General features: G+C 59.6%; 12 protein-coding genes. 2 read left to right on the top strand and 10 right to left on the bottom strand.

Annotated features, from left to right (window positions below; translation table 11 throughout):
- Nucleotides 1-274: 274 nt before the first annotated feature.
- From gcvT to arcD (ACM6JQ_RS07385), 10 genes are all read right to left on the bottom strand, one after another.
- The gene (gene gcvT, locus ACM6JQ_RS07430) at nt 275-1,399 is read right to left on the bottom strand and encodes a glycine cleavage system aminomethyltransferase GcvT (protein WP_095112278.1); all 1,125 of its coding nucleotides are present in this window, start codon (nt 1,397-1,399) and stop codon (nt 275-277) included.
- 167 nt (nt 1,400-1,566) lie between these two features.
- A complete protein-coding gene (locus tag ACM6JQ_RS07425) occupies nt 1,567-2,943 on the bottom strand; it encodes an L-serine ammonia-lyase (protein ID WP_414893492.1) in 1,377 nt (458 codons plus the stop codon).
- 203 nt (nt 2,944-3,146) lie between these two features.
- Complete coding sequence (gene gcvP / locus ACM6JQ_RS07420) at nt 3,147-5,999, bottom strand: aminomethyl-transferring glycine dehydrogenase (RefSeq protein WP_414893491.1); 2,853 nt, start codon at nt 5,997-5,999, stop codon at nt 3,147-3,149.
- An 11-nt stretch (nt 6,000-6,010) separates the two neighbouring features.
- Nucleotides 6,011-6,394: a glycine cleavage system protein GcvH gene (gene gcvH, locus ACM6JQ_RS07415; RefSeq protein WP_016983835.1), complete on the bottom strand. Its 384-nt coding sequence runs from the start codon at nt 6,392-6,394 to the stop codon at nt 6,011-6,013.
- Nucleotides 6,395-6,833: 439 nt separating this feature from the next.
- Nucleotides 6,834-8,342: a sigma-54-dependent transcriptional regulator gene (locus tag ACM6JQ_RS07410; protein WP_007908048.1), complete on the bottom strand. Its 1,509-nt coding sequence runs from the start codon at nt 8,340-8,342 to the stop codon at nt 6,834-6,836.
- Nucleotides 8,343-8,605: 263 nt separating this feature from the next.
- Complete coding sequence (locus ACM6JQ_RS07405; RefSeq protein ID WP_007908047.1) at nt 8,606-8,968, bottom strand: DUF5064 family protein; 363 nt, start codon at nt 8,966-8,968, stop codon at nt 8,606-8,608.
- A 62-nt stretch (nt 8,969-9,030) separates the two neighbouring features.
- Complete coding sequence (gene arcC, locus ACM6JQ_RS07400) at nt 9,031-9,960, bottom strand: carbamate kinase (RefSeq protein ID WP_007908046.1); 930 nt, start codon at nt 9,958-9,960, stop codon at nt 9,031-9,033.
- A 148-nt stretch (nt 9,961-10,108) separates the two neighbouring features.
- Nucleotides 10,109-11,119, bottom strand: a complete 1,011-nt coding sequence (locus ACM6JQ_RS07395; protein WP_007950113.1) for an ornithine carbamoyltransferase — start codon at nt 11,117-11,119, stop codon at nt 10,109-10,111.
- Nucleotides 11,120-11,188: 69 nt separating this feature from the next.
- The gene (gene arcA / locus ACM6JQ_RS07390; protein ID WP_007908043.1) at nt 11,189-12,445 is read right to left on the bottom strand and encodes an arginine deiminase; all 1,257 of its coding nucleotides are present in this window, start codon (nt 12,443-12,445) and stop codon (nt 11,189-11,191) included.
- A gap of 33 nt (nt 12,446-12,478) precedes the next feature.
- Complete coding sequence (arcD, locus tag ACM6JQ_RS07385) at nt 12,479-13,906, bottom strand: arginine-ornithine antiporter (protein ID WP_007908042.1); 1,428 nt, start codon at nt 13,904-13,906, stop codon at nt 12,479-12,481.
- A gap of 437 nt (nt 13,907-14,343) precedes the next feature.
- Between arcD (ACM6JQ_RS07385) and arcD (ACM6JQ_RS07380) the strand changes: the two genes are divergently transcribed.
- Both arcD (ACM6JQ_RS07380) and ACM6JQ_RS07375 read left to right on the top strand, forming a co-directional pair.
- Complete coding sequence (gene arcD, locus ACM6JQ_RS07380) at nt 14,344-15,771, top strand: arginine-ornithine antiporter (RefSeq protein WP_007908041.1); 1,428 nt, start codon at nt 14,344-14,346, stop codon at nt 15,769-15,771.
- Nucleotides 15,768-16,631 (top strand): DNA-3-methyladenine glycosylase family protein, encoded by an 864-nt coding sequence (locus tag ACM6JQ_RS07375; protein ID WP_414893490.1) that lies wholly within the window; start codon nt 15,768-15,770, stop codon nt 16,629-16,631. The genes arcD (ACM6JQ_RS07380) and ACM6JQ_RS07375 overlap by 4 nt, the downstream gene beginning before the upstream one ends.
- The last annotated feature ends 381 nt before the right edge of the window (nt 16,632-17,012 follow it).

Here is a 17,012-nt window from a genome sequence, read left to right as displayed (position 1 = left end):
ATTCAAAGCTGACCCATGCAAACACAGTGGACAAACTCTACGCCAACTACGGGAGAAAAAACAAGCCCCGTGAAGAGCCCGGTTTTCCTACGCTTGCTGGCACTTAGTCGGTTCGCTAGTGCGGTCTTAGACGATTCGCTTGTTCAATTGTTTTCGAACGTTATAAGCAAAGTTCAAATGCGAATCGAATGTTAGAAAATGCACTTTTTTGTGGCGATTGCGTTACACATTAGTGCACGCATAACGCAATCGCGTTACTTATAGAAACAGTCAATCAACCGCGATAGTAGCGTTGTGGAACAAATGGCATTTTGCTTACAAGCATTTGCACCTTTTTCCCACGAACGATGGCCCAGACCGGTGTGTCGAGGGTTACATAAGCACTGTCGAGGTAACCCATCGCCAGCGGCCCGCCCAAGGTCGGACCGAAACCGCCACTGCACACGCTGCCGATGATTTCGCCGGTTTCGTTGACGATTTCCGCGCCTTCACGCACAGGCGTACGTTCTTGCGGCAGCAGGCCGACGCGTTTGCGCGCGACGCCGTTCTGTTGTTGCGCGAAAACAGTCTCTGCCCCCGGGAAACCGCCAGCCCGTGCGCCATCAGCGCGGCGCGGCTTGGAAATCGCCCACAACAGGCTCGCTTCGATCGGCGTGGTCTCGGTGTTCATGTCGTGGCCGTACAGGCACAGGCCGGCTTCCAGACGCAGCGAATCGCGGGCACCGAGGCCGATGGCTTGGACTTCCGGTTCGGCGAGCAGGGCGCGGGCGAGTTTCTCGGCATCGGCAGCCGGAACGGAGATTTCGAAACCGTCTTCACCGGTGTAACCCGAACGGCTGACGAAGCAATCCACGCCGAGCAACGACACGCGGTTGAATTGCATGAAGGTCATCTTTGCTACTTCCGGCGCAAGACGCGCCAGCACTGTAACGGCCGTCGGGCCTTGCAACGCGAGCAGCGCGCGCTCTTCGAACAGCGCCGTAATGGTGCACTGATCGCCAATGTGTTGTTGCAGGTGAGCCAGGTCCTGATCCTTGCACGCGGCGTTGACCACCAGAAACAGTTCATCGTTGCCGAGGTTGGCGACCATCAGGTCATCGAGAATGCCGCCGTTGTCGTTGGTAAACATCGCGTAACGCTGCATGCCCACCGGCAGATCGATGATGTCCACCGGCACCAGGGTTTCCAAGGCTTTGCCAGCGTTGGCGCCGGTCAGGCGAATCTGGCCCATGTGCGAGACGTCGAACAGCCCGGCCTGCTCACGGGTGTGTTGGTGTTCTTTCATCACGCCAAGCGGGTACTGCACCGGCATGTCGTAGCCGGCGAACGGCACCATGCGGGCGCCGAGTTCGAGGTGCAGAGCGTGCAGCGGGGTTTTCGACAGTTGTTCGGTGGACATGCGTGGCTCCTTGAAAATGTGGTTCGAGGGTCGGGGCTAGATCAAGATCAAAGGCCCCTCACCCCAGCCCTCTCCCGGAGGGAGAGGGAGCTAGTTACGTTTCTCTCCCGGGGGGAGAGGGGGCTAAGTACGATCGTCTCCCTGAGGGAGGCCGAGTTGAATAAGGCTCAGCATTCGATAATGTTGACCGCCAGACCGCCGCGGGCGGTCTCTTTGTATTTGCTTTTCATGTCGGCGCCGGTCTGGCGCATGGTGCGGATGACTTTGTCGAGGGAGACGAAATGCTGGCCGTCGCCTCTCATGGCCATGCGTACCGCGTTGATGGCTTTCACCGAACCCATGGCATTGCGCTCGATGCACGGCACCTGCACCAGTCCGCCAATCGGGTCGCAGGTCAGACCGAGGTTGTGTTCCATGCCGATTTCCGCGGCGTTCTCGACTTGCTGCACGCTGCCGCCGAGCACTTCGCACAATGCCCCGGCCGCCATCGAACAGGCCACGCCGACTTCACCCTGGCAACCGACTTCGGCGCCGGAGATCGAGGCGTTTTCCTTGTAGAGAATGCCGATGGCCGCCGCCGTCAGCAGAAACCGTACGACGCCGTCGTCATTCGCGCCGGGGATAAAACGCATGTAGTAATGCAATACCGCCGGAATAATCCCCGCCGCGCCGTTGGTCGGTGCGGTAACCACGCGGCCACCATTGGCGTTTTCTTCGTTGACTGCCAAGGCGTAGAGGTTGACCCAGTCGAGCACCGACAACGGATCGCGCAACGCTGATTCCGGGTTTTTGCACAGTTGTCGATGCAGCGCTGCCGCACGACGTTTGACCTTCAAGCCGCCCGGCAAAATACCTTCGTTACGGCAACCTGCAGCCACGCAGTCCTGCATCACCTGCCAGATGTTCAGCAGTCCGGCGCGGGTTTCCGCTTCCGGGCGCCAAGCGCTTTCGTTGGTCAGCATCACCTGGCTGATCGACAGACCGTAGGTGGCGCAATGACCGAGCAAGTCTTTGGCACTTTTGAACGGGAAGGTCAGCGGTGTGGCGTCTTCGACGATGCGGTCGGCACCGGCGGCATCCTCGTCGACGACGAAACCACCACCCACCGAGTAGTACTCGCGGCTGCGAATCTGCAGGCCCGCCGCATCGAAGGCGCGGAAGATCATACCGTTGGGGTGATAGGCCAACGGCTTGCGGATCATTGCCAGGTGTTCTTTCTCGTTGAACGCAATGCTGTGCTCGCCGAGCAGATTCATTCGGCCGTTGCCGCGAATCTCTTGCAGGCGCGCGGCGACGGTTTCGGTATCGACGGTGTCCGGATGTTCGCCTTCGAGGCCGAGCAACACGGCTTTGTCGCTGCCGTGACCTTTACCCGTGGCGCCGAGGGAGCCGTAGAGTTCAACGCGAACGCTGGCGGTGGCCGTTAGCAGGTTCTCACGGCGTAAACCTTCGGCGAAACGCGCAGCAGCACGCATCGGGCCGACGGTGTGGGAACTGGAGGGGCCGATGCCAATCTTGAACAGGTCGAACACGCTTAACGACATGAGTGGTTCTCCGGTTTCTTGTTATAGGAATTGGCGGAAATATCAGGCTTGATGCGTTCCTTGTGGGAGCTGGCTTGCCAGCGATGGCGGTGGGTCAGGCAACAAAGATGTAGGCTGATCCACCCTCATCGCTGGCAAGCCAGCTCCCACAGGGATTTGTGGTGTTCAGGAGAAAGAGGCAGGTATTCCTGCCCCTCATTCCATTAAGCGTAGCTTTCGATCGACGGGCAGGCGCACACCAGGTTGCGATCGCCGAAGACGTTGTCGACGCGACCGACCGGTGGCCAGTATTTGCCTTCGATCAACGACGCTACCGGATAAACGGCCTGCTCGCGGCTGTACGGGTGAGTCCACTCGCCAACCAGTTCCGCCGCGGTGTGCGGAGCGTTCTTCAGCGGGTTGTCGTCCTTGTCCAGCGTGCCGTTTTCCACCGCGCGGATTTCTTCGCGGATGCGGATCATCGCGTCGCAGAAGCGATCCAGTTCTTCCTTGGATTCGCTTTCGGTCGGCTCGATCATCAGCGTGCCCGCTACCGGGAACGACATGGTCGGCGCGTGGAAACCGAAGTCGATCAGGCGCTTGGCGACGTCATCAACGCTGATGCCGCTGCTGTCTTTCAACGGACGCAGATCGAGAATGCACTCGTGCGCCACCAGACCGTTGCTGCCGGTGTACAGGACTGGGTAGTGCTCTTCGAGGCGACGGGAAATGTAGTTGGCATTGAGGATTGCCAGTTGCGAAGCGCGCTTCAGACCGGCGCCGCCCATCATGCGAATGTACATCCAGGTGATCGGCAAAATACTTGCGCTGCCGAACGGTGCCGCGCAGACCGCGCCTTCCTTGCGTTCCATCTGGCCGTGGCCCGGCAGGAACGGCGTCAGGTGCGACTTCACGCCAATCGGACCAACGCCCGGGCCGCCACCGCCGTGCGGGATGCAGAAGGTTTTGTGCAGGTTCAGGTGCGAGACGTCGCCGCCGAACTTGCCCGGTGCGCAGAGGCCGACCATTGCGTTCATGTTGGCGCCGTCGATGTACACCTGACCGCCGTTGTCATGAATGATCCCGCAGATTTCGCGGATGCCTTCTTCGAACACGCCGTGGGTCGACGGGTAAGTGATCATCAGCGCGGCGAGGTGTTCGCGGTGCTCGATGGCTTTGGCACGCAGGTCTTCGATGTCGACGTTGCCGCGCGCATCGCAGGCGGTCACGACCACGCGCATGCCCGCCATGTTGGCGGTAGCCGGGTTGGTGCCGTGGGCGGACGAGGGGATCAGGCAGATGTCGCGGCGTTCATCGCCACGGCTCTGGTGATAGGCGCGGATCGCCAAGAGGCCTGCGTATTCACCTTGCGAACCGGCGTTCGGTTGCAGCGAGATCGCGTCGTAACCGGTAGCGGCGCAGAGCATCGCTTCCAGTTCATCGGTCAGTTGCTGGTAACCGGCACTTTGCGCGGCCGGGGCGAACGGGTGCAGGGCACCGAATTCAGCCCAGGTCACCGGGATCATTTCGCTGGCGGCGTTGAGTTTCATGGTGCACGAACCCAGCGGGATCATGGTGCGATCCAGTGCCAGGTCTTTGTCCGCCAGTTTGCGCAGGTAGCGCATCAGCTCGGTTTCCGAGTGATAACGGTTGAACACCGGGTGGCTGAGGATTGGCGACTGACGTACCAGCGAGGCTGGAATAGTGCTCTGCACGGTCGCAGCAAGTGCAGCGAAGTCCGGCAGGGTTTTGCCGTCGGCGAACAGGCTCCACAGGGTTTCGATGTCAGCCTGAGTGGTGGTTTCGTCGACCGACAGACCCAGACGCTGAGCGTCGATCACGCGCAGGTTGATCTGTGCAGCGTGCGCCTTGTCGTGCAGCGCTGCGGTGTGTGCGCCGGTGGCCACGGTCAGGGTGTCGAAGAAACTGGCTTGTTCGACATTAGCGCCCAGCGCGGTCAGGCCCTTGGCCAGAATCGCGGTCAGGTGATGCACGCGGTTGGCGATCTGCGTCAGGCCTTTCGGGCCGTGGTAGACAGCGTACATGCTGGCGATGTTGGCCAGCAGCACCTGCGCGGTGCAGATGTTCGAGGTGGCCTTCTCGCGGCGGATGTGTTGCTCGCGGGTCTGCATCGCCAGACGCAGCGCAGGCTTGCCGAAGCGGTCAACCGAGACACCGACCAGACGGCCCGGCATATCGCGTTTGAACGCATCTTTGGTGGAGAAGTAAGCCGCGTGCGGGCCACCGAAGCCCAGCGGCACGCCGAAGCGTTGCGCGGAACCGATGGCGACGTCAGCGCCGAACTCGCCCGGGGCGGTCAGCAAGGTCAGGGCCAGCAGGTCGGCGGCGACGGCGACCAAGGCGTTGGCGGCGTGGAAGCGTTCGGTCAGTTCGCGATAGTCGAACACATCACCGTTGCTCGCCGGGTATTGCAGCAGTGCGCCGAAGAACGGCGTCACGTCAGTCAGTTCACGCTCATCGCCGACCACAACATCAATGCCCAGCGGCTCGGCACGGGTGCGCAGCACGTCGAGGGTTTGCGGGTGGCTGTGGATCGAGGCGAAGAATTGGTGGCTGCCCTTGTTCTTGCTCAGGCGTTTGCAGAAGGTCATGGCTTCGGCAGCGGCGGTGGCTTCGTCGAGCAGCGAGGCGTTGGCAATCGGCAGGCCGGTGAGGTCGCTGATCATGGTCTGGAAGTTCAGCAGCGCTTCGAGACGGCCTTGGGAAATTTCTGGCTGGTACGGCGTGTAAGCGGTGTACCAGGCCGGGTTTTCCAGCAGGTTGCGCAGGATCGGCGACGGCGTGTGGCAGTTGTAGTAGCCCTGGCCGATGTAGGTTTTGAACAGCTGGTTTTTGCCAGCGATCGATTTGATCATCGCCAGGGCATCGGCTTCGCTCAAACCGTCGTCCATGCCGAGCACGCTGGTGCCCTTGATGCTTTCCGGGATGACGCTGGCGCTCAGCGCTTCGAGCGAATCGAAGCCGAGGCTGTTGAGCATGGCTTGCTCGTCACCGGCGCGCGGGCCGATATGACGGGCGATGAATTCGTTGGCGGTGCCAAGGTTTACTTGAGTCATGTCGGTGTTCCTCAGGCTTCGGCTTGGGCTTTGATCAGACGGTCGTATGCGTCCTGGTCGAGCAGTTTGCCGACAGCGGCGGCGTCGCTTGGCTGAAAGCGGAAGAACCAGCCTTCGCCCAGAGGATCTTCGTTGACCAGTTCCGGGGCGTCTTCCAGCGCCGGGTTGACTGCCAGTACGTCGCCATCGAGCGGCATGTACACGCCGCTGGCAGCTTTTACCGATTCCACGGTGGCGGCTTCGGCGCCTTTTTCGTAAGCCTGCAGCTCAGGCAGTTGCACGAACACCACGTCGCCCAAGGCGTTCTGCGCGAAAGCGGTGATGCCGACAGTAACGCTGCCATCAGCTTCGGTGCGCAGCCATTCGTGATCTTCAGTAAAACGCAACTCGCTCATGGAAACTCCTCAGGGGGCCAGACTCGTCTGGTGGACGCGGTGGAATAGTCGGGCGCGAAGGCCCTTATTTATGAGGGGTTGATTAGCAAGAATGCGGCCAACGTTTATTTATTTATATAAATCAATAAGTTATCTGTTTTGGTGAGATGGCTTGAGCTGGGGTGTGTAGCGAAATCGCTACAGCCTGGAGCGAGGATAAAAGCTGAACGGGATCAAAGCCTTGCACAGCGGTGATCGGAGGAGGGTGTAGCGATATCGTTCCGCTGTAGCGCTTTCAGTACAGTTGGAGGTCGTTTTTAAACTGGGAACCCTGATTTTTTGAATTGGAAACCCGGACTGTAGGAGCTGCCGAAGGCTGCGATCTTGATCCGGGCAATACACATCCAAAGTCAAAAGATCGCAGCCTCCGGCAGCTCCTACAAGGGAATTTGTGGTGCTTTCAGGGTTTGTTGGGAATGCCGTACTTGCGCAGGCGATGGGCGATGGCCGTGTGCGAAGTTTGCAGGCGGCTGGCCAGTTGGCGGGTCGAGGGATAGCTGACGTAGAGTTTTTCCAGCAGGGAACGCTCAAAAGCTTCGACCGCTTGTTCGAGGCTGTCGACATCGCTGTCGGTTTGCCGCGCCACCGAGGTACCGGCAATGTCGAGGTCGCCAATATCCACCAGGCTACTCTCGCAAATCGCCGCCGCGCGGAAGATCACGTTCTGCAATTGCCGCACGTTGCCCGGCCAGCGATTGCCGAGTAGTGCCGGGTAAGTCCCCGGGGCGAGGCGGCAGACCGGGCGCTGAATCTGCGCACAAGCCTGCTGCATGAAATAGCGGGCCAATAGCAAAATGTCCTGCCCGCGCTCACGCAGTGGCGGCACCTCTACGTTGAGCACGTTGAGGCGATAGAACAGGTCTTCGCGGAACAAGCCTTCGCTGACCATTTTCTCCAGATCGCGGTGGGTTGCGCTGAGGATGCGCACGTTGACCTTCACTTCGCGATCACCGCCCACGCGGCGGAAGCTGCCATCGTTCAAGAAACGCAGCAGCTTGGCCTGCAAGTACGGCGACATCTCGCCGATCTCATCGAGAAACACCGTGCCTTGGTTGGCCAGTTCCATCAGCCCCGGTTTGCCGCCGCGCGCTGCTCCGGTGAAGGCGCCGGGGGCGTAGCCGAACAGTTCGCTTTCGGCGAGGTTTTCCGGCAGGGCCGCGCAGTTCAGGGCGAGAAACGGTGCGCTGTGCCGCGCACTGATCGCGTGGCAGGCACGGGCGACCAGTTCTTTGCCGGTGCCGGTTTCGCCTTGAATCAACAGCGGTGCGTCGAGGGCGGCGACTCTTTGAGCGCGGGCCTTGAGGGTGCGGATTGCCGGGGATTCTCCGAGCAATGCATCGAAACCTTCGGCATGGTCGTGGTGCAAGGCCGAGAGTTGTTCGCCGATGCGGTTCGGTTGATACAAGGTCAGCAGGGCGCCAGCGTCGGTGATCGGCGTGGCATCGAGCAACAAGGTCTGACCGTTGACGGTGATTTCGCGCAGCGGCAAACGGAAGCCGTGTTCGAGCAAGGTGTCGAGCAGCGCGGGATCATTGAACAGTTCTGCAACACTCTCACCGGCCGGTTCGCGACCGTACAACGCGATCAACGCCGGGTTGGCCAGCAGCACCTTGCCGGCACTGTCGAGCGCCAGCACCGGATCGGTCATTGCCGCCAGCAACGCGTCGAGCTGCAAGTGCCGACGCTGGCCAGGGAGGATGTCGACCACGGTTACCGCCTCGACGCCGAGCACGCGAAACAAAGCATCTTTCAGCTCTTCGAGCACTTGCGGGCTCAACGTTGGCGCGTCGATGTAGACGTTTGGCGGGATCATCTCCACCGCATCCAGATTGAGATTGCGCCCACCGAGGATAGCCAGGACTTCCTGGGTGATGCCGACGCGGTCGATGAAACTGACGTGGATACGCATGGGGCGGTTCAGTGATCTGCAGAGCGGAGGGTGGCAAGTATGCCTTGGGCTTGGAGAGAGGTGAAAGCAAAAGCACCCTCACCCCAGCCCTCTCCCAGGGGGAGAGGGGGACTGACCGAGGTGTCTGAGGTTTGACATCGACCTGAAAGAACCAGTCGATTATGGATTCGGCAAAGCAAGTTCAGGTCGGCGTAACTCTGAAGCATTCCCCAATCAGTCCCCTCTCCCTTTGGGAGAGGGCTAGGGTGAGGGGCTTTTGCGGGTTACTCGAAATGCTCAAGATTGACCGGATCCCCGGATTTCATATCAAGTTGCTTGCGGATGTCTTCAAACATCATGTCGTAATGCTTGTGCACCGAACCGATCTGACTGTGAGTCTTGGGAATGCCGTACTTCTCGGCGATTTTCGTCACGTTGTTGGCAAAGTTGTAGGCCTCCTCTTTGGGCAGGAAGAAGGTCTCTTTCATGTCCTTGCCCTGAAGGTTGCCATGCATCGTGAACTGGATGCCTTTGCCTTTTTGCGGATCGGTGAATACTTCATAGTCGAGGTGCACGTTGTAACTGACGTCATCCGGCGTCAACGCATGCCGCTCAATGTGCAGATGACCGGGTTCAAACTGGGCCATGGGTTTCTCCTTTCAAGGCATGGGAGAAGGGCAGACCCTCGGTCTGCCCCCGGAGTTTCTGATTATCGGTAAGTGATGCCCGGCTTCGCCGTGGTCACGCGAGTACCGGCAGTGCCCTGAACGATGGCTTCGATATCCGCCAGCGAACCGATCACCGCGACCTTGCCAGTATGGCGCGCGAATTCGCAGGCTGCCTGCACCTTGGGCCCCATCGAGCCGGCGGCGAAACCGAGGCGTTCGAGTTCGTCCGGGTGCGCTTCGGCAATGGCTTTCTGCGTCGGCTTGCCGTAATCGATGAACGCCGCGTTGACGTCGGTGGCGATCACCAGCAGGTCGGCTTCCAGTTGCTCGGCGAGCAGCGACGAGCACAGGTCCTTGTCGATCACCGCCTCAATACCCTTGAGATTACGGTTCTCGTCATACATGGTTGGAATCCCGCCGCCACCGGCGCAAATCACGATGCTGCCCTTGTCCAGCAGCCACTTGATCGGGCGGATTTCGAAGATGCGTTTTGGCCGCGGACTGGCGACCACGCGGCGGAATTTGTCGCCATCCGGAGCAATCGCCCAGCCTTTTTCAGCAGCGAGTTTTTCCGCTTCGGCCTTGTCGTAGACCGGGCCGATCGGTTTGGTCGGGTTCTGGAAGGCCGGATCCTTGGCGTCGACTTCAACCTGGGTCAACAGGGTGGCAAACGGCACTTCGAAATCGAGCAGGTTGCCCAGTTCCTGTTCGATGATGTAGCCGATCATGCCTTCGGTTTCGGCACCGAGCACGTCCAGCGGGTAAGGGCTGACGGAGGTGTAGGCCGCCGCTTGCAACGACAGCAGGCCGACTTGCGGGCCATTGCCGTGGGCGATGACCAGTTGGTTGCCGGGATGGATCTTGGCGATTTGCTCGGTGGCGATGCGGATGTTGGCGCGCTGATTGTCAGCGGTCATCGGTTCACCACGGCGGAGCAGGGCGTTACCGCCCAGAGCTACGACGATACGCATAATGCAATCCTTTCAGAATTCGATGACCCTGTAGGAGCTGCCGAAGGCTGCGATCTTTTGACTTTGTTTCTTAAGATCCAGATCAAAAGATCGCAGCCTTCGGCAGCTCCTACAGGTCAGTGGTTGATCAGGAAATCCCGATCAGCTGTTACAGATCAGCCAGGGTCGAGACCAGAATCGCCTTGATCGTGTGCATGCGGTTTTCCGCTTGCTCGAAGGCGATGCAGGCTGGGGACTCGAACACGTCGTCGGTCACTTCGATGCCGTTGGCCAGGTGCGGATACTGCTCGGCAATCTGTTTGCCGACCTTGGTATCGCTGTTGTGGAACGCCGGCAGGCAGTGCATGAACTTGGTGCGTGGGTTGCCGGTGGCTTTCATCAGCTCTTTGTTGACCTGATACGGCAGCAGTTGCTGGATACGTTCAGCCCAAGCCTCAACCGGCTCGCCCATCGATACCCAAACGTCGGTATGGATGAAGTCGACACCTTTGACGGCGGCTTTCGGGTCTTCGGTCAGGGTGATGCGCGCACCGCTTTCTTCCGCGTATTTGTTGCAGCGCTCGACCAGATCGTCATGCGGCCACAGCGCTTTCGGCGCGCAGATGCGCACGTCCATGCCGAGTTTGGCGCCGACCAGCAGCAGCGAGTTGCCCATGTTGTTGCGCGCGTCGCCCAAGTAGGCGTAGCTGATTTCATGGATTGGTTTGTCGGCGTGTTCACGCATGGTCAGCACGTCGGCGATCATTTGCGTCGGGTGATATTCATCGGTCAGGCCGTTGAACACCGGCACACCGGCGAATTTTGCCAGCTCTTCGACGATTTCCTGTTTGAAGCCACGGTATTCGATGGCGTCGTACATGCGCCCGAGTACGCGGGCGGTGTCTTTCATGCTTTCTTTGTGGCCGATCTGCGACGAGTTCGGGTCGATGTAGGTGACGTTGGCGCCTTGGTCATAGGCCGCCACTTCGAACGCGCAACGGGTGCGGGTCGAGGTTTTTTCGAAGATCAGGGCGATGTTGTTGCCCTTCAGGTGTTGCTGCTCGGTGCCGGTGTATTTCGCGCGTTTGAGATCGCGGGACAAGTCGAGCAGGTAACGCAGCTCACGTGGGGTGTGGTGTTCCAGGCTGAGCAGGTTACGGTTGTGGATGTTGAACGCCATGATGATTCTCCTTGGATTCGGTAATCGGCCCGGCCGCTACGGGATGGGTGCGGCCGGGGAGATGGTCGTTTAGTAATCGATTGGGTCACGCACGATCGGGCAGGTCATGCAGTGGCCGCCGCCACGGCCTCGGCCCAGTTCACCGGCGCTGATGGTGATGACTTCCACGCCGGCCTTGCGCAGCAGGGTGTTGGTGTAGGTGTTGCGGTCGTAGCCGATGACCACGCCCGGTTCCACGGCCACCACGTTGTTGCCGTCGTCCCATTGCTCGCGTTCGGCGGCGAAGCTGTTGCCGCCGGTTTCCACCACGCGCAACTTCGGCAAATTGAGGGCTTTGGCCACGGTGTCGAGGAAAGTGCCTTCTTCGCGGCGGATGTCGATGCCGCCCTGTTTGCTTTCGTCAGGGCGCAGGGTGAAGGCGACGATCTGATTCACCACTTCCGGGAAAATCGTCACCAGGTCGCGGTCGCAGAAACTGAACACGGTATCCAGGTGCATCGCCGCGCGGGACTTCGGCAGGCCGGCAACGATGACTTTTTCCACGGCTTTGTTTTTGAACAGGTTCAGCGCCAGTTGGCCGATGGCCTGACGCGATGAGCGCTCGCCCATGCCGATCAACACCACGCCGTTGCCGATTGGCATGACGTCGCCGCCCTCGAGGGTGGAGCTGCCGTGGTCCTTGTCCGGGTCGCCGTACCAGATCTCGAATTCGGCGTTGGTGAACTGCGGGTGGAATTTGTAGATGGCGGTGGTCAGCAGGGTTTCCTGACGACGCGCTGGCCAGTACATCGGGTTCAGCGTCACGCCACCATAGATCCAGCAAGTGGTGTCGCGGGTGAACTGAGTGTTCGGCAGCGGCGGCAGGATGAAGCTGGAGTGGCCGAGGAAGTCGCGGAACATCTGGATGGTCTTGCCGCCGAAACTGTCCGGCAGATCATCGGCGGACACGCCGCCGATCAGGAATTCGGCGATGTGTCGCGGCTCGAGGCTTTTCAGCCAGGACTTCACTTCGCTGATCAGGCCCAGGCCCACCGAATCGGCGGTGACCTTGCGCTCGAGAATCCAGTCCAGCGCCTCAGGGATGGCGACGATGTCGGTCAGCAGGTTGTGCATTTCCAGCACGTCGATGCCGCGCTCGCGCATTTTGGTGACGAAGTCGAAGTGGTCGCGCTTGGCCTGAGCCACCCAGAGCACGTCGTCGAACAGCAGTTCATCGCAGTTGTTCGGGGTCAGCCGCTGATGGGCCAGACCTGGGGAGCACACCATGACTTTGCGCAGTTTGCCGGCTTCGGAATGGACGCCGTACTTAACTTTTTCCGTGGTCATTTCAGATCCTCCAGATAACAAATCAATCAGGGATTACAGAGTCAGGAAGCCGTCGTAGAGACCGTAGGCAGCCACCAGGGCACCCACGACCACTGCGGCGAAAATCAGCTTCTCGACGTTAGTGAAAATCGGTTGTTTGAGTTCCAGCTTGGCTTTGGCGAACAGGATCGCGCCAGGTGCGTAGAGCAGGGCCGAGAGCAGCAAGTACTTGACCCCGCCGGCATAAAGCAGCCACACCGCGTAGATCAGCGCGATGCCGCCGATAATCAGATCCTTGCGTCGCTCGGCCGCAAAGCCTTCGTAGCTTTCCCCGCGCACCGCCAGCAGCAGGGCGTAAGCCGCCGACCACAGGTATGGCACCAGAATCATCGAGGTGGCGAGGTAGATCAGCGACAGGTAAGTACTGGCCGAGAACAGCGTGATGATCAGGAAAATCTGCACCATCGCGTTGGTCAGCCACAGGGCGTTGACCGGTACGTGGTTGGCGTTTTCCTTGCGCAGGAACTCCGGCATGGTGTGGTCTTTGGCAGCGGCGAACATGATCTCCGCACACAGCAGCACCCACGACAGCAGCGCACCCAGCAGCGAGATGATCAGGCCGACGCTGATCAGCACCGCGCCCCAGTGACCGACCACATGCTCGAGCACTGCGGCCATCGACGGGTTCTGCAGTTTCGCCAGTTCCGGTTGGGTCATGATGCCCAGCGACAGCACGTTCACCAGCACCAGAAACAGCAGCACGGTGATGAAACCGATCACGGTGGCTTTGCCGACGTCCGAGCGTTTTTCCGCACGGGCCGAGAAGATGCTCGCACCCTCGATGCCGATGAACACCCAGACGGTGACCAGCATCATGTTGCGCACCTGGTTCATCACACTGCCCAGATCCGGGTTTTTGATGCCCCAGATGTCGGCGGTGAAGATGTCCAGTTTGAAGGCGAACACCGCGATCAACACGAACAGCAGCAGCGGTACGACCTTGGCGACCGTGGTCACCAGGTTGATAAACGCCGCTTCCTTGATCCCGCGCAGCACCAGAAAGTGCACCGCCCACAACAGCACCGAGGCGCCGATTACCGCCGCAACGGTGTTGCCTTCACCGAAAATCGGGAAGAAATAACCGAGGGTGCTGAACAGCAGAACGAAGTAACCGACGTTGCCCAGCCAGGCGCTGATCCAGTAACCCCAGGCGGACGAGAAACCCATGTAATCGCCGAATCCGGCCTTGGCGTAGGCGTAGACACCGCCGTCCAGGTCAGGCTTGCGATTGGCGAGGGTTTGAAAGACAAAAGCGAGGGTGAGCATGCCGACAGCGGTGATGGCCCAACCGATCAGTACTGCACCGACGTCGGCGCTGGCGGCCATGTTTTGTGGCAAAGAAAATATCCCGCCACCGATCATTGAGCCGACTACCAATGCAACCAGTGCACCTAGTCGTAGTTTTCCGGGAGCTTCAGACATTGCATGACTCCATTGCAGGAGAGAAGAGATCACAGCGTAGTTCTGTTGTCTGTTCAAACAGCTGACTTAGATCAGTGCATGGTCACATTCCATTGTTAATGAATGACTTAGGCTTCGACTGAAGGCATAAATACTCTGCCCGCAAGGCCCGTCCTAGAGGCGTTGTGGCTACATTGTTGGGAATGGCTATTATTACTTTTGAATTATCACGCTAGTTCTTTTTCAGCTTTTGGCAAATTTTCAGCGTCTGTTTTCAGTACAGAATTGATTTATCAGGATCAGCGCACAAAACTGTCTTAACGTGCTAGGCGTTAGCGTCATCGGCTATATATAAACAGGCGTTAATTGGCGTTACCTGATAAACGTCATCTACCTTTATCCGTTTAGTTAATAGTTGTTACAAATGCACGCTCACCACACTTCAAAGGGAAACTGAAATGTCGCAACCGACGCAAAAGCTGCGATTAGGCGCGTTGATCGCCCTGGTGGTGGGTTCGATGATTGGCGGAGGGATTTTCTCGCTGCCGCAGAACATGGCGGCACGCGCCGATGCCGGGGCGATCCTGATCGGTTGGGGCATCACGGCGATCGGCATGCTGACCCTGGCGTTCGTGTTCCAGACGTTGGCCAATCGCAAACCCGAGCTGGATTCCGGCGTGTACGCCTACGCCAAGGCCGGGTTTGGCGACTACATGGGTTTCTCGTCCGCGTGGGGTTACTGGATCAGTGCGTGGCTGGGCAATGTCGGCTATTTCGTCCTGCTGTTCAGCACCCTCGGTTACTTCTTTCCGGTATTCGGCCAAGGCAATACGCCGATCGCCATCGGCTGCGCCTCGGTGCTGCTGTGGGCCGTGCATTTTCTGGTGATGCGCGGGATCAAAGAGGCGGCGCTGATCAATCAACTGACCACGGTGGCCAAAGTCGTACCGCTGATCATGTTCATCGTCATCGCGGCAGTCGCGTTCAAGGCAGACATTTTTACCCGCGACATCTGGGGCACCAGCAACCCGAATTTCGGTGGGGTGATGGATCAGGTGCGCAACATGATGCTGGTCACGGTGTTTGTGTTCATCGGCATCGAAGGCGCCAGTGTGTACTCGGCGCGGGCGGAGAAACGCAGCGACGTCGGCCGCGCCACGGTGATCGGTTTTATCGGTGTGCTGGCGCTGCTGGTGCTGGTCAACGTGCTGTCGCTGGGGATCATGAGCCAGCCGGAACTGGCGAATCTGCAGAACCCGTCGCTGGCGGCGGTGCTCGAGCACATTGTTGGGCCGTGGGGCGCGCTGTTGATCAGCATCGGTCTGGCGATTTCCCTGCTCGGTGCGTTGCTGTCCTGGGCCTTGCTGTGTGCGGAAATCCTCTTCGCCACGGCCAAGGACAAGACCATGCCGGCGTTCCTGAAAAAGGAAAACAAGAACCATGTGCCGGTCAATGCGTTGTGGCTGACCAACGCGATGATCCAGATTTTCCTGTTGATCACGCTGTTCTCGGCGGGCACTTACACCAGTCTTATTTATCTGGCCTCGTCGATGATTCTGGTGCCGTACCTGTGGTCGGCGGCGTACGCGGTGCTGCTCAGCGGGCGCGGCGAAACTTACGAACACGCCTCGGCTGAGCGCACCAAGGATCTGCTGATCGGTGGCATCGCCCTCGGTTATGCGGTGTGGTTGTTGTATGCCGGCGGGGTGAAGTATTTGCTGTTGTCGGCGTTGCTGTATGCGCCGGGGGTGATCCTGTTTGCCAAGGCCAAGCATGAAGCGGGTGAGCCGTTGTTCACTCATGTCGAGAAGGGCATTTTCACCTGCGTGGTCATCGGCGCGGGGCTGGCGGCGTATGGGTTGTACAGCGGTGTGCTGTCGTTGTGAGGTTATCGCTTGCCTATGCGCCGCCGTATGACTGGGAGGCGATGTTGGGGTTTCTCGCGGCGCGGGCGGTGGTCGGGATGGAGGCCGTGGGCGATGGCGTGTATTCGCGTAGCATCGGGTTAAACGGTGTTCACGGCACGGTTTCGGTCTGGCTAGGGACGGCGGATGCGCTGGAGGTCGAGCTGGACTTTCCTGATCCGGCAGCCGTGCCCGAGATCGTTGTCAGGTTGCGGCGGATGTTTGATCTGGATGCGGATCTGGCGCTGAGGCAAGGGCATCTGGCGAATGATCCGTTGCTGGCGCGGTTGATTGTCGAGCGTCCGGGGTTGCGCATTCCCGGTGCGTGGGATGGATTGGAGTTGGCGTTTCGCGCGGTGCTTGGGCAGCAGATTACGGTGGTGGCGGCGATTCGTCTGGCGGGGAAACTGGTTGCGCAATATGGCGCGCCGCTGGATTCCACCGTGCCCGGATTTACGCATGTATTTCCCGAGGCGCACGTAATGGCGGCGGCAGATCTGGCAGCGTTGGGCATGCCGAAAAGTCGTGGGCGCACGTTGTCGAGCGTGGCGCAGACGTTGCTGGATGAACCTTCGTTGTTTGAGCCGAATCGCGAGGGTGGCGTGGCGCGGTTGTTGGCGCTGCACGGGATTGGCGAGTGGACGGCGCAGTACATCGCGTTGCGGCAGTTGCGGGATATGGATGGGTTTCCCCATGGTGATGTCGGGTTGCTGCGGGCGCTGGAAGTGCTGGAAGGCAAGCGGCCGACAGCGCGGGAATTGTCGTTGCGCGCTGAGGCGTGGCGGCCTTATCGAGGGTATGCGGCGCAGTTGTTGTGGACGTCTTTGAGCCGGGCAGATTGATACATCATCGCTCGGCCTGAAATTGCAGCCCTCACCCCAGCCCTCTCCCGGAGGGAGAGGGGGCCACCGAGGTGTCCTGCGTTTTACATCGACCTGCAAGACCGAGTCGATTATGGATTCAGCGCCGATCGTTCAAGTCGGTGAATGTCTTCAGTATCCCCGAATCAGCCCCTCTCCCGGAGGGAGAGGGGGCCGACCGAGGTGTCTTGCGTTTTACATCGACCTGAAAGACCGAGTCGATTATGGATTCAGCGCCGATCGTTCAAGTCGGTGAATGTCTTCAGTATCCCCGAATCAGTTCCTCTCCCGGAGGGAGAGGGGGCCGACCGAGGTATCTGGCGCTGTCCATCGACCTGCAAGACCAAGTCGATTATGGATTCC

Origin of the sequence: Pseudomonas sp. IT-232MI5 (assembly GCF_949767845.1) — a bacterium.
In the GTDB taxonomy this organism is placed as follows: domain Bacteria; phylum Pseudomonadota; class Gammaproteobacteria; order Pseudomonadales; family Pseudomonadaceae; genus Aquipseudomonas.
The sequence above is the reverse complement of the archived record's forward strand: the minus strand, read 5'-3'. Positions and strand labels throughout refer to the sequence as shown.

Coding starts and splice junctions, on each gene's coding strand:
- gcvT (WP_095112278.1), bottom strand. CDS start 1,399: ATGTCCACCGAACAACTGTCGAAAACCCCGCTGCACGCTCTGCACCTC.
- ACM6JQ_RS07425 (WP_414893492.1), bottom strand. CDS start 2,943: ATGTCGTTAAGCGTGTTCGACCTGTTCAAGATTGGCATCGGCCCCTCC.
- gcvP (WP_414893491.1), bottom strand. CDS start 5,999: ATGACTCAAGTAAACCTTGGCACCGCCAACGAATTCATCGCCCGTCAT.
- gcvH (WP_016983835.1), bottom strand. CDS start 6,394: ATGAGCGAGTTGCGTTTTACTGAAGATCACGAATGGCTGCGCACCGAA.
- ACM6JQ_RS07410 (WP_007908048.1), bottom strand. CDS start 8,342: ATGCGTATCCACGTCAGTTTCATCGACCGCGTCGGCATCACCCAGGAA.
- ACM6JQ_RS07405 (WP_007908047.1), bottom strand. CDS start 8,968: ATGGCCCAGTTTGAACCCGGTCATCTGCACATTGAGCGGCATGCGTTG.
- arcC (WP_007908046.1), bottom strand. CDS start 9,960: ATGCGTATCGTCGTAGCTCTGGGCGGTAACGCCCTGCTCCGCCGTGGT.
- ACM6JQ_RS07395 (WP_007950113.1), bottom strand. CDS start 11,119: ATGGCGTTCAACATCCACAACCGTAACCTGCTCAGCCTGGAACACCAC.
- arcA (WP_007908043.1), bottom strand. CDS start 12,445: ATGACCACGGAAAAAGTTAAGTACGGCGTCCATTCCGAAGCCGGCAAA.
- arcD (WP_007908042.1), bottom strand. CDS start 13,906: ATGTCTGAAGCTCCCGGAAAACTACGACTAGGTGCACTGGTTGCATTG.
- arcD (WP_007908041.1), top strand. CDS start 14,344: ATGTCGCAACCGACGCAAAAGCTGCGATTAGGCGCGTTGATCGCCCTG.